We start from the raw sequence: 15226 nt of genomic DNA, 5'->3' as shown, positions 1-15226 counted from the left end.
ACGTTAGGTCTCACGTCGAAATGACCCTATCCGCCTCGCCCGATGAAAAATGAATCGATTTTTCTTGACAAAGATCGTCTTCTTTCGCAGATAACAAGACAGCAGATGTCATGTTTGACGGGCTGAGCGAAGAATGCTGGTTTGCAGTTGTAATTACATCACCGACAAGGAAATCCGCGAGGTCATCACCGAACTCCTCGATCAGGATTGTTGGCAGCTCATCGTTCCCGCCAAGGTCTACCACGCCATGTCGAAGCGCGGCCGCTGCTGCGGCTGTTTCCCGAATGTCGTCGACATCATTATACAGACGACCGAGGACTATCATGCCCGCCGCCACTCGACTGAGGCGGAAATATTTGATTTCATGTCCCGCCTGAAAAAATTTCATGAAGACAACAGGAGAGCGGACATTGAAAGGCGACAAAAAAGTCATCGAGCGGCTTAACGAGGCCCTATTTCTCGAACTCGGTGCAGTCAATCAATATTGGGTTCATTACCGGCTTCTGGAAGATTGGGGCTATACCAAGCTTGCCAAGAAGGAGCGCGCCGAATCCATCGAAGAGATGCACCACGCCGATCGCCTTGTCGCCCGGATCATCTTCCTTGAGGGACATCCGAACCTGCAGACGTTGGCGCCGCTGCGCATCGGTCAGAATGTCAAGGAAGTGCTGGAGGCCGATCTCGCCGGCGAATATGACGCCCGCACCGCCTACAAGAAGTCGCGCGACATTTGTCATGATGCCGGCGACTATGTCTCGATGAAGCTGTTCGAAGAATTGCTGGCAGACGAGGAAGGTCATATCGACTTCCTGGAAACACAGATCGACCTGCTCGAAAAGATCGGCGAAGCGAAATACGGCCAACTCAACGCCGATTCCGCTGATTCTGCTGAATAATTCGCCTAAAGCTCGTCGCGACCTTTCAGATTCGCTCCCACGCTTTAGCTCGTGTTTTTGCATGTCGTTTTCGCAAAACCGCCGCACACTTTTGCGCGACATGCATTAGAATTGCAAAAAAACAAAGAGATAGAGCGGTTCTGAATGCCGTGAAAAGCTGAACCGCTCTATTGATTCCGGCCGCATTTTCACGCGGCCGGGACGCCCTCAATCTTCCGCCTCCAGACCCGCCAAATGTTCGAATTCGGCGACGACCTGTTCGTAGACGGAGCGTTTGAAGGCGACGATCAGGCCAGGAAGATTGGCCATCGGCTTCCAATCCCAGGCCTCGAATTCCGGCTCATGGCCGCCCGGCGGCGGATTGATGGCGATTTCGCTCTCGTCGCCGTCGAAGCGGAAAGCAAACCAGCGCTGGGTCTGGCCGCGGAATTTTCCCCTGAGGCCGATGCCGATCAACTGCGGCGGCAGATCGTAATTGATCCAGTCCTTCGCTTCGGCGAGCAGCGTCACGCTCTTCATGCCGGTCTCTTCGTAGAGCTCGCGATAGGCTGCCTCCAGCGGGTCTTCGCCCTCGTCGATGCCGCCCTGCGGCATCTGCCAGAGCTGCGGCGAGCCGTCATATTCGGAGTTGCCGTCCGGAATGCGTTTGCCGGCCCAGACCAGCCCTTCGCGGTTGAGCACCATGATGCCGACGCAGGGGCGATAGGGCAGGTCTTCAGCTCTGACGGGGAAGTGGCTCTTGCTCATGGTTGTTCTCTAAGCCTCAGGGATGTTTCGGGTCGTCGGCGAGGGCCGAGACGGCGACGATCTCGATGCCGCGCATGGCTGCCTCCTCGCTCCATTTGCTGATGGCGTCGACGCTCTCGTCGAAAGCCGACGCAACGCCGATTGCCGAGCCATTGCGCCGGGCGATGCGCTCCAGCTCGTCAAGTTTCTTCAAAATCGCATCCTGCTGCAATTCTCCATCGAGCTGCATATCCGCAAAGGCATGCGGCACCTCCAGCGTCTTGGCGACGGTACCGGATTTCGACTGCGCCGAGGAGCCGTCATCGAGAAACAGCAGACCGCGCTTGCCGATATCGCGCATGACAGGCTCCATGGCGTCGGCATTCGACAGGAACCGTCCGCCGAGATAGTTCATCACGCCGGTGTAATTGGTGATTTCGGCCATGGCCTTGTGCAGGTCCTCGATATTCTTGGCCGCGGGCTGCGAGGTCAGAAGCGTATCCGGTCCGGGATTATTGCTGGGATAATCGAAGGGCTCGAAGGGCACCTGGATCAGGATCTCGTGGCCGCCACGCCGCGCCTCCTGCATCCAGCGCTGCAGACTGTTGCCGCTGGCGGCAAAGGCGAGCGTGATCTCCTCGGGCAGTTTCTCGATGGCGCGCTGGGTGCCGGTTTGGCTGAGACCGAGACCGCTGACGACGATGGCGACGCGCGTGCCGCGGGCGCCGGACCAGGGCCGCGCATATTGATCCATCGGCCTCAATCCGCTCGGCGCGATGATAGGCAGCTTGCCGAAAGGCGAATCCTCCAGCAGGGCATTGTTCGGCGTTGCCGCCATGCGCGGGTCCTGGCCGACCTGATTGGCATTGATCAGTACCGGGCCGTCGCCGTCGCGCGTATTCGGGCTGAACATGGTCACGACGGAGCCGTCGCTGGTGACGATGCGATGCGTATCGGCGCCGGATTGCGGATCGACCTGCGTCAGGCCCGTCGTTTGATTGGCCATGGCCGGCTTGTCACTGGCAGGCGCTGGTGATGATGAGGCCTTCTCTGCGGTTTCGACCGGAGGGGTTTTCTGCAGATTGTCACGCAGCAGCGCCGAATAAAGGGAAAAACTGGCGATCGCAATCAGGCATAAGCCGCCGAGGATGCGCCCGAAGGGCGGACGCCGCCGTTTGCGGCCAGAGCCGCGGTTCTGGCCCAGCGGTGCATGCAAATCCGTTCCCAAAGTCCGTATCCACCCCAAACGGGAAACTGTCTGCCCCAGAGCATTCCGCTTTCCTGTCGCCATTAAAGCAGCGTGATGCTCCAAATTCAAAACGCCCAAGCGTGATTCAAAATGGATTTTGGAGCGAGATGAGATAAGTCACCTCGCCCCTGATATGAAAGCGCCGGGTCTGTTTCCAGCCCGGCGCCGTTTCCTTACTTGGCGGAAACCGCCTTTTCCGGGTTCGGCGGGAAGGCCGGATCGGTCTTGGCGCCGCGCAACAGGTCGAGCGCATAGTTGAGCTGGACGTCGTCCTTCGGATCCGGCGGCACATAGGCGGCCGAGCCGGAGCCCTGGTCGGTTTCGCTCTGGCCCTTGATGTGGCCCGGCAGGCTGGATTCGCCTTCGGTCACCAGCTTGCCCTTCAAGTCATCCGGCAGCGGCTCGTCGACCTTGACGTCAGGCGTGATGCCGGTGCCCTGGATCGAACGGCCCGACGGCGTGTAATAGAGCGCCGTCGTCAGACGCAGCGCGCCGTTGCCATCGCCAAGCGGGATGATCGTCTGTACGGAGCCCTTGCCGAAGGACTGGGTGCCGAGAACGGTGGCGCGGCGCAGATCCTGCAGGGCGCCGGCAACAATTTCCGATGCCGATGCCGAACCGCCGTTGATGAGCACGATGATCGGCTTGCCGTCGGTCAGATCGCCCGGGCCGGCGTTGAAGCGGCGGGTTTCGTCCGGATTACGGCCGCGGGTCGAGACGACTTCGCCGCGCTCCAGCACATCATCGGCAACGTTGATCGCCTGGTCGAGCAGACCGCCCGGATTGAGGCGCAGGTCGAGGACATAGCCCTTCAGCTTGTCGGCCGGGATATCCTTCTTGATCTTGGCGATCGCGGCTTCCAGGTCCGGCGTGGTCTTTTCGGTGAAGGAGATGATGCGGAGATAACCAACATCGCCGCCTTCTTCGCGCGACTTGACGGCGGCAACGGCGATAACGTCACGGATAATGGTGAGTTCGATCGGCTTATCGGCGCCCTTGCGCAACAGCGTCAGCTTGATCGGCGTCTTGACGGCGCCGCGCATCTTCTCGACGGCGTCTTCCAGCTTCAGGCCGCGGACCGACTGGCCGTCGATGGCGGTGATATAGTCGCCGGCGAGAACACCGGCCTTGGCGGCGGGCGTGTCGTCGATCGGGGTGATGACCTTGACCAGGTCGTTGTCCATGGTCACTTCAATGCCGAGACCGCCGAATTCACCCTTGGTCTGGGTGCGCATGTCGTCGGCGTCCTTGGCGTTCATATAGCTCGAATGCGGATCCAGCGAGGACAGCATGCCGTTGATGGCGGCTTCGATGAGCTTGTCTTCCTGGGGCGGCGTTACGTACTGCGCGCGCACACGTTCAAAGACATCGCCGAAAATCGACAATTCCTTGTACGTGGAAGCGCCTGCGGCTTCCGCCGGCGCTACCGCCGTGTAGATAACGCTCATCGCGGTCGCACCCATCAATGCGCCAACGAGAACAAGAGAAGCCCTACGTATCATTGCGTGCCTTTCCAGTGTCTTTGGAGGTCCACCAAGGCCGAGAATCGACCGGCTTCCCATCTTTTCGAAATTCAATGTAGAGCGTTGGCCGATCCGTTTCCAGCGCCAATGCAGTCGCGCTCGCGACTCTTTTTAGGCCCATCGTAGCGAGCGGCTCGCCAGCGAAGACAAATTTGCCGAGACGCGTCTTGATCGCGTCCATTCCCGACAGGACCATATGATAGCCGTCGCCGGTATCAAGAATAACCATCTGGCCATAGCTGCGAAACGCGCCGGCGTAAACGACCGTGCCGTCGGCGGGAGCGGTGACGAGCGCGTCGGCGCCGGTTGCAACGGTCATACCCATCGCCGTATGTCCCGTACCGTCATCGTCGCCGAACTGGCGGAGAATATCACCCGCCACAGGCAGCTCCAATTTCTGTTTGAGGTCGGAAAACGGATATGCGGGCGTAATGCGGTTTTTATCGGGCACGCCGTTTTCGGCCAATGCCCTTGCCTGCTCGCGCTGCTGATCGGTCATCTGCTCGCGGCGGGCCTCTTCCGCCCGGGCTGCGGCAGCGGCGTCGCGCACCGAACCGATCTGGCTTTCCAGCGACGCGACGAGTCCCTCGAGACTGGTCGCCTGTCCCGCCAATTCTTCGGAACGCTTGCGCTCGGCATCCAGTTCGGCGGCGTTCTCATGGCTGTGCTTGTCGTTTTCGGCAATCAGCATATCCATGCGCCGTTCCTCCTCCAGACTATTGGTCATGGTGGCGGTGAGGTCGGCTTTTTCCGCCGCAGTGGAGGCATGCAGCTTGGTGAGATCGTTAAGGTCGGCGATGAGCTTATCCGTCTCCTTGCGCATGCCAGGAACGACGGCGCCGAGCAGGATGGCGCTGCGCACGGAAGCAAGCGCATCGTCCGGCGTTACCAGCAGCGCCGGCGGCGGGTTGCGGCCCATGCGTTCCAGCGCGCCCAGAACTTCGGCCAGCAGCGCCCGGCGCTCGTGCAAGGATTTGCGGATCTTGTCTTCCTTGACCGCGAGATCGGTCAGCGTCTTCTCGCTCTGCTGAATCTTGCGGTCCATATCCCTGCGGCGGGCGGCGCTGTCGATCAGCGCCTGGCGTAGGCTGGCGGTGCTCTTGTCGAGCGAGGCGATGCTGTCTTCCAGCGCTTTCGTCTTGTCGGAGGAAAGGCTGATCGTCTTTGACAATTCCTGCAACTCGGCGCGGGTTTGATCGCGCTTCCGGGCAAGGTCGGCGGCAGGATCAGGCGCTTGTTCCGGCTGCTGCGCCGTTGGTGCGGTCGATGTGACGACGGACTGACCGTCCTTGGTCTGCGCGGGGGGCTGCGCGGGTGAGGTGCCGCCATCTTCCTGAGCCTGAGCCATGTCCCGGAACTGAAACGGACTTTCCAGATAGACACCGACGCCAAGGCACACTGCCAGGGAGGGCAGCAGCAAGCGGAAAAGTGTGGGCGGGGTTTTTCTCATCCAGTCGTTTGGGCTCAGCCCCTTTGAAATCGCGTGAAATTAAACCGATTTGCCGCGATTATCCAGGAAGCATCATCAATTTTGCGGCGGGAATCAAAACACGCCTGTGTGAGCGATCCGTTAACGCAAAATACCGGAAAGCCCAACTGTTTTCGAGCGTTTCGCTTCCTGGCAATAGACTTCAAACCCGATGGTAGGGGTGCCCGGACAGGATCGTGACGGCGCGGTAGAGTTGTTCGGCGATGAGAATGCGCACAAGCTGGTGCGGCCAGGTCATCTTGCCGAGGCAGATGGTGGCATCGGCCTTGTCGTAAAGCGAGGGGTCGAGACCGTCGGCACCGCCAATGGCAATTGTGAGATCGCGCTTGCCCTGATCCCGGAATGTGCCGAGCAAAGCAGCAAAGGCTTCACTGTCCAGCGCCTTGCCGCGCTCGTCGAGCAGAACGAGAACGCCGCCGTCCGGATGCGCTTTGTGCAACAGGACCGCTTCTTCGCGCTTGCGCGTCTCGCCGTTGGATGCGCGGCTTTCGGCAACTTCGGTCATGCGTGTCAGTTCGAGGCCGATTGCCGGACCAGCCTTGGCGAAACGGTCGAGATAGCGGGCCGCAAGATCCTTTTCAGGGCCGGTTTTCAACCGTCCCACCGCAAAAAGACCTATCCGCATTCCCGCTCCCAAGCATACCCGCCATTATGGCGGCACAGATATAGATCGTTGCCGGACAAACATGTCCGGCGATTCGATACTAATAACCGGGACCGGGAATCATGCCCGGAACAGGTTAGTGCAGCGTGCCTTCCTCAAGATCGGGCGCAGCCCACATCTTTTCGATGTTGTAGAACTCGCGGATCTCGGGGCGGAACACGTGAATGATGATGTCACCCGTGTCGATCAGCACCCAGTCGCCGCCTTCCAGGCCTTCGACGCGGGCGGTGCCCAGGCCTTCGTCCTTGAGGTCGGTGATCAGATGGTCGGCAATCGCCAGGACATGCCGGTTCGAGCGTCCGGAGACGACGACCATGTAGTCTCCAAGCGCGGACTTGCCAGCAATGTTGATGGTGACGATATTTTCGGCCTTGGAGTCCTCGAGGCTTACGAGGACGGCTTGCAGGGCGCGGGCAGCGGCATCAACGCCACGTTCCGGGCTCTTCGGGACAACGACAGGCGTTCTTCCCTTGGCGTGTACTGTTGTCAGTGCTTTTCCTTCCTTCAGTAACAGAACATGCACTTCGGTGATCTGAGTCGATCACATCTTAAAGATAGGCACCAAAGCGTTAAGGTTTCAAGACGCTGCCTGTCATCTATTGGACGTAAAGACAAGCTTTTGTGGTAATTCCCGTCTCTTTCGCACCATATATGGGCGAATTGTTCGCGTGGCTCCCTCAGAGAGCATCAGGTTACGCTAGGTGATGTAAAACCCTGCCCCGCCGCCACCTTCCCCGCCTCCCATGTACAGGCGAGCCCGGGGCGCGTATAGACAAGAGCAGACCGAAACGTTCCGACGCCATGACCAAAGTTCTGCAACAGCCCCTGAAACCCATCCTCCGCATCAATTTCCCGGGGCAGGACCGGCTTGGACGCGGCAAGATGGAACTCCTTGAGCATATTCGCGAAACCGGTTCGATCTCGGCCGCCGGCCGAGCCATGGACATGTCCTATCGCCGCGCCTGGCTGCTGATCAGCGAGTTGAACCATATGTTCCAGGAACCGGTCGTCGAATCCCAGCGCGGCGGTCAGAACGGCGGCGGCGCGGCATTGACGCCCTTCGGGGAGGAATTGCTCCGGCGGTTCCGCGGCATGGAGGACTCTGTCCGGGCAGCCATTGCCAGCGACCTCGAATGGCTTGAGGCCAATCGCAACCCGGGCGACGCGGTTGCAGAACCGCAGGCGGAGTCGTGATCGGTCCTAGGATTCGAGCGCTACGGTCTTTATGACCGCATGAATCGGTAGTCCGATCCGCAGACCCAGCCGTTCAGACGAAAACTGCGTAATGCGGGCAAGCACGCCTTCGCCGTCGCAATCCACCTTGACTTCCACAGTACCGTCGGCCGCCGTGTCGATGGCAGCCACCCGGCCTTCGAGAATATTGAGGGCGCTCAGACCCTCGGGCCGCGCCGTCGCCAGCATGACGTCGCGGGCGGGGATGTGGACGCGGACGGTTTTGCCAACTCCCGCCACTTCGCCGGGGACAAAGAGCTTGGCCGCTTTCAGCGCTACGATGGTCAGGTGGTGCTGACGGTCTATATGTGCCACATGGCCCTCGAGCAGAACGCCGGCTTCGCGGCGGTCGATCGGCTGCGGGCCGGAAAGCTGGCTGAAGATCTCGACCGCCGGTCCCGTTGCCTCCACCTTGCCGTCGCGCATCACGACGACACGGTTGGCCAGGCGCGCCACCTCGGCGATGGAATGGCTGACATAAATGATCGGCACTTTCGTCTCGTCACGGAGCCGTTCGAGATAAGGCAGGATCTCGGCTTTGCGCGCCTCGTCGAGCGCGGCCAGAGGTTCGTCCATCAGCAGCAGCCGCGGTGACGATAGTAAGGCGCGGCCGATGGCGACGCGCTGTTTCTCGCCGCCGGAAAGTTTTGCGGGCTTTCGATCGAGAAGCGCTTCGATGCCGAGGAGATCGACAACCCCATCAAAGCTTTCGCCATGGCTGTTTTTCGGCGCGAACCAGCGGCCGTAGTTCAGGTTCTGCCGCACGGAAAGATGCGGAAAGAGCCGTGCCTCTTGGAAGACATAGCCGAAACGGCGGCGGTGGCGCGGAACGAAAAGCTGAGCGTTGGTGTCCGCGAGTACCATGCCATCGAGGCTGACGTGGCCATAATCGGGCTGGATCAGGCCGGCGATGATGCGGATGATTGACGTCTTGCCGGAGCCGGAGCGGCCGAACAGGGCGGTGACGCCGCCATCCGACGTGAAGGCTGCGTCGAGTACGAAAGCGCCCAATCGGTGGCGGATGTCGACGGTCAGCGTCATTCCCAGTCCACCCTCTTGCCGGCGAGATAGGCGAGGAATTCGGAGGCGAGCAACGCCACCATGGAAATGACGATCGCGACGATCGTCAATCGCAGCGCACCGGCATCGCCGCCGGGCACTTGCGTAAAGGTATAGATCGCCGACGACAGGGTCTGTGTTTCGCCGGGAATGTTGGAGACGAAGGTAATGGTGGCGCCGAACTCGCCCATCGCCTTCGCGAAGGACAGGATCATGCCGGCGATGATGCCCGGTAGGATCAGCGGCAAGGTCACGGTGAGGAATATCCAGAGCGGACTGGCCCCGAGCGTTCCGGCGGCCTCTTCAAGCTTGCGATCGACCGCTTCGATCGACAGGCGGATGCTTCTGACCATCAGCGGAAATCCCATCACGCCGCAGGCAAGGGCGGCGCCGGTCCAGCGGAAAGAGAAGACGATACCGAGATATTGGTCGAGCAGGGCGCCGATCGGGCCTTTGCGGCCGAAGAGGATGAGGAGGATAAAGCCGGTGACGACGGGCGGCAGGATCAGCGGCAGGTGGACGATGCCGTTGACGATCGATTTGCCCCAGAATTTACCGCGCGCGAGCAACATCGCGGCGGCAATGCCGAAGGGCAGGCTCACCAGCATGGCGACGGTCGAGACGCGCAGGCTCAGCTCGATCGCCGTCCATTCGTCGCTGCTCAAACCTAATGCGTCCAAGTCCGACCTCGTAAAGACATGTCAGGCCCGCCATTAGTCGGCGAGCCCGCAAAGATGCGCTTCTTGCCTACGGTCGAGCGATGACGCTCAACGCTTCAAAACCGTGAAGCCTTCATGCTCGAAGAACGGAACAGCCTTAGCCGATTTCAGATAATCGACATAGGCTTGTGTGTCGGGATTGGTGCTGTTGGCCGTGATCGCGATCGGATAGATGATCGGCGGATGGCTGTCTTCCGGAAAGGTACCGACGACGGTGACGGCTGGATCGGCGGAAACGTCGGTCTGGTAGACGATGCCGTAGGGCGCTTCGCCGCGTGAAACCAGCGCGAGCGCCGCGCGCACGCTTTCAGCACCGGCAACCTTCTTCTCGACGGAAGACCAGACGCCAAGTTTTTCCAGCGCCGCCTTGCCGTATTTGCCTGCCGGCACCGATTCCGGTTGCCCGATCGCCAGGCGTCCGTCGCCGAGAAGGTCGGCAAGGTCCATGCCCTGCTTGATCTCGACGGGTTTGGCCTTGTCCTTGGCGGAAACGAGAACGATCTTGTTGCCGAGCAGGTTGACGCGGCTGCCGTCCTTGATCAGCTTTTTCTTGGCGACATAGTCCATCCAGTCGGTATCGGCGGAGATGAAGACATCGGCCGGCGCGCCGTTTTCGAGCTGCTTGGCCAGCGGCCCGCTTGCCGCATAGGAGACGGTGACCTGCTTGCCGGTTTCCTTAGTGAAGGCGGCGTCGATGTTATCCAGCGCGTTTTTCATGCTCGCAGCGGCAAAAACGGTGATTTTATCGGCGGCAAAGGCCGGCGCAGGAATGGCGGATATGCCAAGCCAGGCGGCGGAAAGGGCGGCGGTTGCAAGTTTGATCCATTGGCGGCGGCTCGAGGCCATCATGCTTCTCCCAAAAGGTGTCGTCATATTGCGAGAGATATAACGGCCAAAGAAGCTTGGCTAGGGATATATTTGGGAAACATAGCGTCATTGAGGGACGTAACTCTACGAATTTTATAGGGATTTGCCTTTGGGGCGCATATTGCGATGCTCTGTTGCCGCGGAAATGCATGGCTCGATTCGCTCAAGGCGCTGGCGAACGCTCACGCCGTAAGACGTAACGTTAAGAATCGTGCAATTTCACGGAAATTTTCAGGCGTGCTGTTCTTAAAGCTGCCCAGGGTCTCGCTCAGATCATGTAAAAGAAGCGTTTTTTAGGCAGATCGTTTGCATAGCTATGATGAAAACACATTGCTGCATTGCGCTATCAGCGTTTTATCATTTGGTCAAATCTGCTAAAACATGATCATCGAAACGGCGATCTCCTCCTCCCAATGCCTTTCGATATGGATCGGCAACTCTCCTCCTCCCAGTTGCTGATCAGGATTGAAGCCCGACGGATCTCCTCCCCCGTCGGGCTTTTTCATTTTTGGAGGTTTTTCCGGAAAATCAGGCGCGATATCGCAAATCACTCATTGCGCGGCGCGCAAGGCCGTCGAACTTAGTGTCGAGCGCCGGCCATGAATGAAGGTCCAGGCGGGTGCCGGCTTTTTCCACAAGACCCGGGCGTCGTCTTCATCGACGCGCGCATAGTGAAACGTCTTCGCCATCTTTGCAGATAAATAGGATAGCGTCGATCCCGGCCGGTCGATGACGGCGATCGGAAAGGCGCGGGCGATCTCCTGCCATTTCTGCCAGCGGTGAAACGTATTGAGACTGTCAGCGCCCATGATCCAGATGAAATGAACGTGGGTATTGCGCGCCTTGACGTAGGCGAGCGTATTGGCCGTGTAGCTCATGCCGAGCGTCTGTTCGAAAGCCGTCACCTTGATGCGCGGATCATGGGTGATCGCCTCGCTGAGCGCGATGCGTTCAGCAAGCGGCGCGAGATGATTGCGACTCTTCAGCGGATTGCCAGGCGTCACCATCCACCAGAGTTGGTCGAGGCCAAGCCGGCGGAGTGCTATTTCGGCGACTAGCGCATGGCCCTGATGCGGCGGATTGAAGGAGCCGCCGAAAAGACCGACTACCATGCCGCGCTCGGCATGGGGCATGCGCAGATAGCGGTAATCGATCTCTTCTTTATGCACGTCAGGCCCGTATCTGTCCGGTGCCGCGCACGCGATATTTGAAGGAGGTGAGCTGCTCGACGCCCACTGGTCCGCGCGCGTGCATCTTGCCGGTGGCGATGCCGATCTCCGCGCCCATGCCGAATTCGCCGCCATCGGCAAATTGCGTCGAGGCATTGTGCAGCAGGATCGCCGAATCGATCTCGGTGAAGAAGCGCTCGACGACCGCGGGATCCTCGGCAATCACGGCTTCGGTGTGGTTCGACGAATATTTACCGATATGGGCGATGGCGCCGGAAATGCCGTCGACCAGCGCGACCGAGATGATCGCGGCCAGATATTCCGTCGACCAGTCCTCCTCCGTTGCCGCCTTCACGCTGGGCGCGAGCTTGAGCACATCGCCGGAACCGCGGATTTCGCAGCCTGCCGCAGCAAGCCCGTCAAGCAGCGGTTTCAGATGGGTGGAAGCGACCTTCGAATCGACCAGCAGCGTTTCGGCCGCGCCGCAGATGCCCGTGCGGCGCATCTTGGCGTTGATGACAATGGATTTCGCCATTTCCAGATCGGCCGAGGCATCGATATAGATGTGGCAGAGGCCTTCCAGATGCGCGAAGACCGGCACGCGCGCCTCGGTCTGGACGCGAGCAACTAGGCTCTTGCCGCCGCGCGGCACGATAACGTCGATATTGCCTTCGAGGCCGCGCAGCATGGCGCCGACGGCGGCGCGGTCGCTGACCGGGACGAGCTGGATGGCATGTTCCGGCAAGCCAGCTACCTTCAGCCCCTCGACCAGACATTCATGGATCGCCTGGGACGACCGGCGCGAATCGCTGCCGCAGCGCAGGATTACTGCATTGCCAGCCTTCAGGCACAGCGCACCGGCATCGGCGGTGACGTTCGGTCGGCTTTCGAAGATGACGCCGATGACGCCGAGCGGCGTGCGAACGCGCTCGATCTTCAGGCCGTTCGGACGATCCCAGGCGGCGATGACTTCGCCCACCGGATCGGCCAGGGCGGCGATGGCGCGAATGCCTTCGGCCATCTCGGCGACCCGCTTGTCGTTCAGGGTCAGGCGGTCGACGAAGGAGGCGAGCATATCCGTGCCCTCGACGTCTTTCAGGTCCTTGGCGTTTTCGGCAAGAATATGATCCTTGCGAGCCAGAATGGCATCCGCCATGGCTTCCAAGGCCTTGTTCTTGCTCTCGGTCGAAGCGAAGGCCAGAGGTCGCGACGCAGCCCGGGCCTTGCGGCCGATATCGTTCATCAAAGTGTCGATGTCGGGGCTTTGTGCGACGGTATCAAGCATGGGCTTCATCCTTCTTCAATTTCTCGGCCTTCGTCTTGACGGACGCGGTCATGACGAGGTCGTCGCGATGCACCATGGCGGCGCGGCCGGGATAACCGAGGATCGCCTCGATCTCCGTCGATTTGCGGCCGGTGATCTGGCGAGCCTCCTCGGCATCGTAACTGACAAGGCCACGGGCGATTTCCCGGCCCGAAGGACCAATGACGGCAACGGTGTCGCCGCGGCCGAAATGGCCGATGATGCTGCGCACGCCGGCGGGCAACAGGCTCTTGCCGGCGCCGAGCGCTGTAACGGCGCCCTCGTCGACATGCAGCTCACCGGCCGGCTGCAACTGTCCGGCAATCCAGGTCTTGCGGGCGGTGACGGGCGTGCCCGACGGCGCAAACCAGGAGGAGCGTGCGCCATTTGCAATGACGTTCAACGGCCGATCTGTCTTTCCCGAGGCGATGATCATGGCGCAGCCGGCGCCGGTCGCGATCTTGCCGGCATCGATTTTGGTGCGCATGCCGCCGCGCGACAGTTCGGATGCCGCACCGCCGGCCATGGCTTCGATATCCGGCGTGATCTCGGCGATCGTTTCGAGGAATTTTGCCTGCGGGTCGAGATGCGGAGGGGCGGTGTAGAGCCCGTCGATGTCAGACAGTAGGATCAGCAGGTCGGCACCGGTCATGGTGGCGACGCGGGCGGCGAGGCGATCATTGTCACCATAGCGGATTTCGCTGGTGGCGACCGTGTCGTTTTCGTTGATGATCGGCACGGCCCCGATCTTCAGGAGCTGATTGATGGTGGCGCGTGCATTGAGATAGCGGCGGCGCTCTTCGGTATCGCCGAGCGTCAGCAGGATCTGGCCGGCGACGATATCGTCATGCGACAGGCTTTCCGACCAGGCGCGCGCCAGTGAAATCTGACCGACGGCGGCGGCCGCCTGACTTTCTTCCAGCTTCAGCGCGCCGGAGGGCAGATCGAGTACCGAACGCCCGAGCGCAATGGCGCCGGAGGAGACGACGAGGACATCGACGCCCTTGGCCTTCAGCCCGGCAATATCGGCGCACATGCCGTCAAGCCAGGCCTTCTTCAGGCCTGCCTTGCGGTCGACGAGAAGGGCGGAGCCGATCTTGATGACGATGCGGCGGTAGCGGTCGAGCGGCTTACGGGCAGTCATCCCTGCTGCTCCCCGTCGTCGCTGTCGTCATCGGAGACCAGCATGTCGCGGTGGCGCAGCTTCGGTGCCTTCGCCGGCTTCTCTTCTTGAGTGCCTGCGTTTGCTTCGACAATCACGTCGCGCAGCGCGCGCAGCACCTCGGTCATGCCGCTGCCGGTGATGGCGGAAATACGAAATGGCGTCTTACCGCAGGCGCGCGCCAGTTCGCGTGTCTTCTTCTTCAGCGTTTCGTCGTCAAGCACATCGATCTGCGACAGCGCGACGATCTCCGGCTTGTCGGTGATGTCGTTGCCATAGGCTTCCAGCTCGTGCTTGACGGTCTTGTAGGCCTTGCCGACCTTCTCTTCCTGGGCGGAGACCAGATGCAGCAGCACGCGGGTGCGCTCGACATGGCCGAGGAAACGGTCGCCGATGCCCACACCTTCATGCGCGCCTTCGATCAGGCCGGGAATGTCGGCCAGGATGAATTCCTGGCCATCGATGGTGGCGACGCCGAGATTGGGATGCAGTGTCGTGAATGGATAGTTGGCGATCTTCGGCCGGGCGCGGCTGACCGCGGCGAGAAAGGTCGACTTGCCCGCATTCGGCAGGCCGACGAGGCCGGCATCGGCGATCAGCTTCAACCGCAGCCAAATGGTTTTTTCTTCGCCCGGCAGGCCGGGATTGGCCCAATCGGGCGCCTGATTGACCGAGGATTTGAAGTAGGCGTTGCCGAAGCCGCCATTGCCGCCGGCTGCCAGACGAAAGCGCTGGCCCTCCTGCGTCAGGTCGCAGATCAGGGTTTCCTCGTCTTCTTCGAAGATCTGCGTGCCGACCGGGACCTTCAGCGTCACATCGGCCCCCTTCGCGCCGGCGCGGTTCTTGCCCATGCCGTGCATGCCGATCGTGGCCTTGAAATGCTGCTGATAGCGGAAATCGATCAGCGTATTCAGGCCGTTGACGGCCTCGACCCAGACATCGCCGCCGCGGCCGCCATCGCCGCCGTCAGGACCGCCGAACTCGATGAATTTCTCACGCCGGAAGGAAACGCTGCCCGCGCCGCCATCACCAGACCGAATATAGACCTTTGCTTCGTCGAGAAATTTCATTTTACTTCCGTCACTCGGTATTGGCGCATAACCCCTTACAGCGAATGGAGTCAGGAAAGCCTATGCGCTCTTTTCAATTGTTACCGCGTCCTCCGCA

The 15226-nt window shown here is 60.6% G+C and carries 18 protein-coding genes; 3 read left to right on the top strand and 15 right to left on the bottom strand.

Annotated features, from left to right (window positions below; all coding sequences use genetic code 11):
• Positions 1-10 precede the first annotated feature (10 nt).
• On the bottom strand, positions 11-286 hold the full coding sequence (locus tag K290_RS38435; RefSeq protein ID WP_245276612.1) for a hypothetical protein: 276 nt from the start codon (positions 284-286) through the stop codon (positions 11-13).
• Here K290_RS38435 and K290_RS36435 point away from each other — a divergent pair.
• Both K290_RS36435 and bfr read left to right on the top strand, forming a co-directional pair.
• Positions 173-445, top strand: a complete 273-nt coding sequence (locus K290_RS36435; RefSeq protein ID WP_245276610.1) for a (2Fe-2S)-binding protein — start codon at positions 173-175, stop codon at positions 443-445. The genes K290_RS38435 and K290_RS36435 overlap by 114 nt on opposite strands.
• Positions 411-896 carry a bacterioferritin gene (gene bfr / locus K290_RS0121365; RefSeq protein ID WP_028753752.1) on the top strand — a complete coding sequence of 162 codons (486 nt, stop codon included), beginning with the start codon at positions 411-413 and terminating at the stop codon, positions 894-896. The genes K290_RS36435 and bfr overlap by 35 nt, the downstream gene beginning before the upstream one ends.
• A gap of 207 nt (positions 897-1103) precedes the next feature.
• On the opposite strand, the gene K290_RS0121360 is transcribed toward bfr, so the two are convergent.
• From K290_RS0121360 to rsfS, 6 genes are all read right to left on the bottom strand, one after another.
• The gene (locus K290_RS0121360) at positions 1104-1643 is read right to left on the bottom strand and encodes an RNA pyrophosphohydrolase (protein ID WP_028753751.1); all 540 of its coding nucleotides are present in this window, start codon (positions 1641-1643) and stop codon (positions 1104-1106) included.
• A 16-nt stretch (positions 1644-1659) separates the two neighbouring features.
• Entirely contained in the window at positions 1660-2850 is a 1191-nt protein-coding gene (locus K290_RS0121355; RefSeq protein WP_028753750.1) for a divergent polysaccharide deacetylase family protein, read from the bottom strand.
• Positions 2851-3044: 194 nt separating this feature from the next.
• Positions 3045-4373, bottom strand: coding sequence for a S41 family peptidase (locus K290_RS0121350; RefSeq protein ID WP_028753749.1), 1329 nt, complete (start codon positions 4371-4373; stop codon positions 3045-3047).
• Complete coding sequence (locus tag K290_RS0121345) at positions 4363-5844, bottom strand: murein hydrolase activator EnvC family protein (RefSeq protein ID WP_028753748.1); 1482 nt, start codon at positions 5842-5844, stop codon at positions 4363-4365. The genes K290_RS0121350 and K290_RS0121345 overlap by 11 nt, the downstream gene beginning before the upstream one ends.
• 181 nt (positions 5845-6025) lie before the next feature.
• On the bottom strand, positions 6026-6508 hold the full coding sequence (rlmH, locus tag K290_RS0121340) for a 23S rRNA (pseudouridine(1915)-N(3))-methyltransferase RlmH (protein WP_028753747.1): 483 nt from the start codon (positions 6506-6508) through the stop codon (positions 6026-6028).
• Positions 6509-6623: 115 nt separating this feature from the next.
• Positions 6624-7070, bottom strand: coding sequence for a ribosome silencing factor (gene rsfS / locus K290_RS0121335; protein WP_028753746.1), 447 nt, complete (start codon positions 7068-7070; stop codon positions 6624-6626).
• Positions 7071-7348: 278 nt separating this feature from the next.
• Between rsfS and K290_RS0121330 the strand changes: the two genes are divergently transcribed.
• Entirely contained in the window at positions 7349-7741 is a 393-nt protein-coding gene (locus K290_RS0121330) for a winged helix-turn-helix domain-containing protein (protein ID WP_028753745.1), read from the top strand.
• A gap of 6 nt (positions 7742-7747) precedes the next feature.
• Here K290_RS0121330 and modC read toward each other — a convergent pair whose 3' ends face one another.
• The 8 genes from modC to obgE form a co-directional block, all read right to left on the bottom strand.
• On the bottom strand, positions 7748-8821 hold the full coding sequence (modC, locus tag K290_RS0121325) for a molybdenum ABC transporter ATP-binding protein (protein ID WP_028753744.1): 1074 nt from the start codon (positions 8819-8821) through the stop codon (positions 7748-7750).
• Positions 8818-9519 carry a molybdate ABC transporter permease subunit gene (gene modB, locus K290_RS0121320; RefSeq protein WP_028753743.1) on the bottom strand — a complete coding sequence of 234 codons (702 nt, stop codon included), beginning with the start codon at positions 9517-9519 and terminating at the stop codon, positions 8818-8820. The genes modC and modB overlap by 4 nt, the downstream gene beginning before the upstream one ends.
• Positions 9520-9606: 87 nt before the next feature.
• On the bottom strand, positions 9607-10404 hold the full coding sequence (modA, locus tag K290_RS0121315; protein ID WP_028753742.1) for a molybdate ABC transporter substrate-binding protein: 798 nt from the start codon (positions 10402-10404) through the stop codon (positions 9607-9609).
• 395 nt (positions 10405-10799) lie between these two features.
• Positions 10800-10931 carry a hypothetical protein gene (locus K290_RS38760; RefSeq protein WP_280750079.1) on the bottom strand — a complete coding sequence of 44 codons (132 nt, stop codon included), beginning with the start codon at positions 10929-10931 and terminating at the stop codon, positions 10800-10802.
• A gap of 45 nt (positions 10932-10976) precedes the next feature.
• A complete protein-coding gene (locus tag K290_RS0121305) occupies positions 10977-11558 on the bottom strand; it encodes a nicotinate-nucleotide adenylyltransferase (protein WP_245276608.1) in 582 nt (193 codons plus the stop codon).
• Positions 11559-11595: 37 nt separating this feature from the next.
• Positions 11596-12879 carry a glutamate-5-semialdehyde dehydrogenase gene (locus K290_RS0121300; RefSeq protein WP_028753740.1) on the bottom strand — a complete coding sequence of 428 codons (1284 nt, stop codon included), beginning with the start codon at positions 12877-12879 and terminating at the stop codon, positions 11596-11598.
• Entirely contained in the window at positions 12872-14041 is a 1170-nt protein-coding gene (gene proB / locus K290_RS0121295) for a glutamate 5-kinase (RefSeq protein WP_028753739.1), read from the bottom strand. Before proB ends, K290_RS0121300 begins: the two co-directional genes overlap by 8 nt.
• The gene (gene obgE, locus K290_RS0121290; protein WP_028753738.1) at positions 14038-15129 is read right to left on the bottom strand and encodes a GTPase ObgE; all 1092 of its coding nucleotides are present in this window, start codon (positions 15127-15129) and stop codon (positions 14038-14040) included. The genes proB and obgE overlap by 4 nt, the downstream gene beginning before the upstream one ends.
• Positions 15130-15226: the final 97 nt, after the last annotated feature.

Origin of the sequence: Rhizobium leucaenae USDA 9039 (assembly GCF_000426285.1) — a bacterium.
Classification (GTDB): domain Bacteria; phylum Pseudomonadota; class Alphaproteobacteria; order Rhizobiales; family Rhizobiaceae; genus Rhizobium; species Rhizobium leucaenae.
The sequence above is the reverse complement of the archived record's forward strand: the minus strand, read 5'-3'. Positions and strand labels throughout refer to the sequence as shown.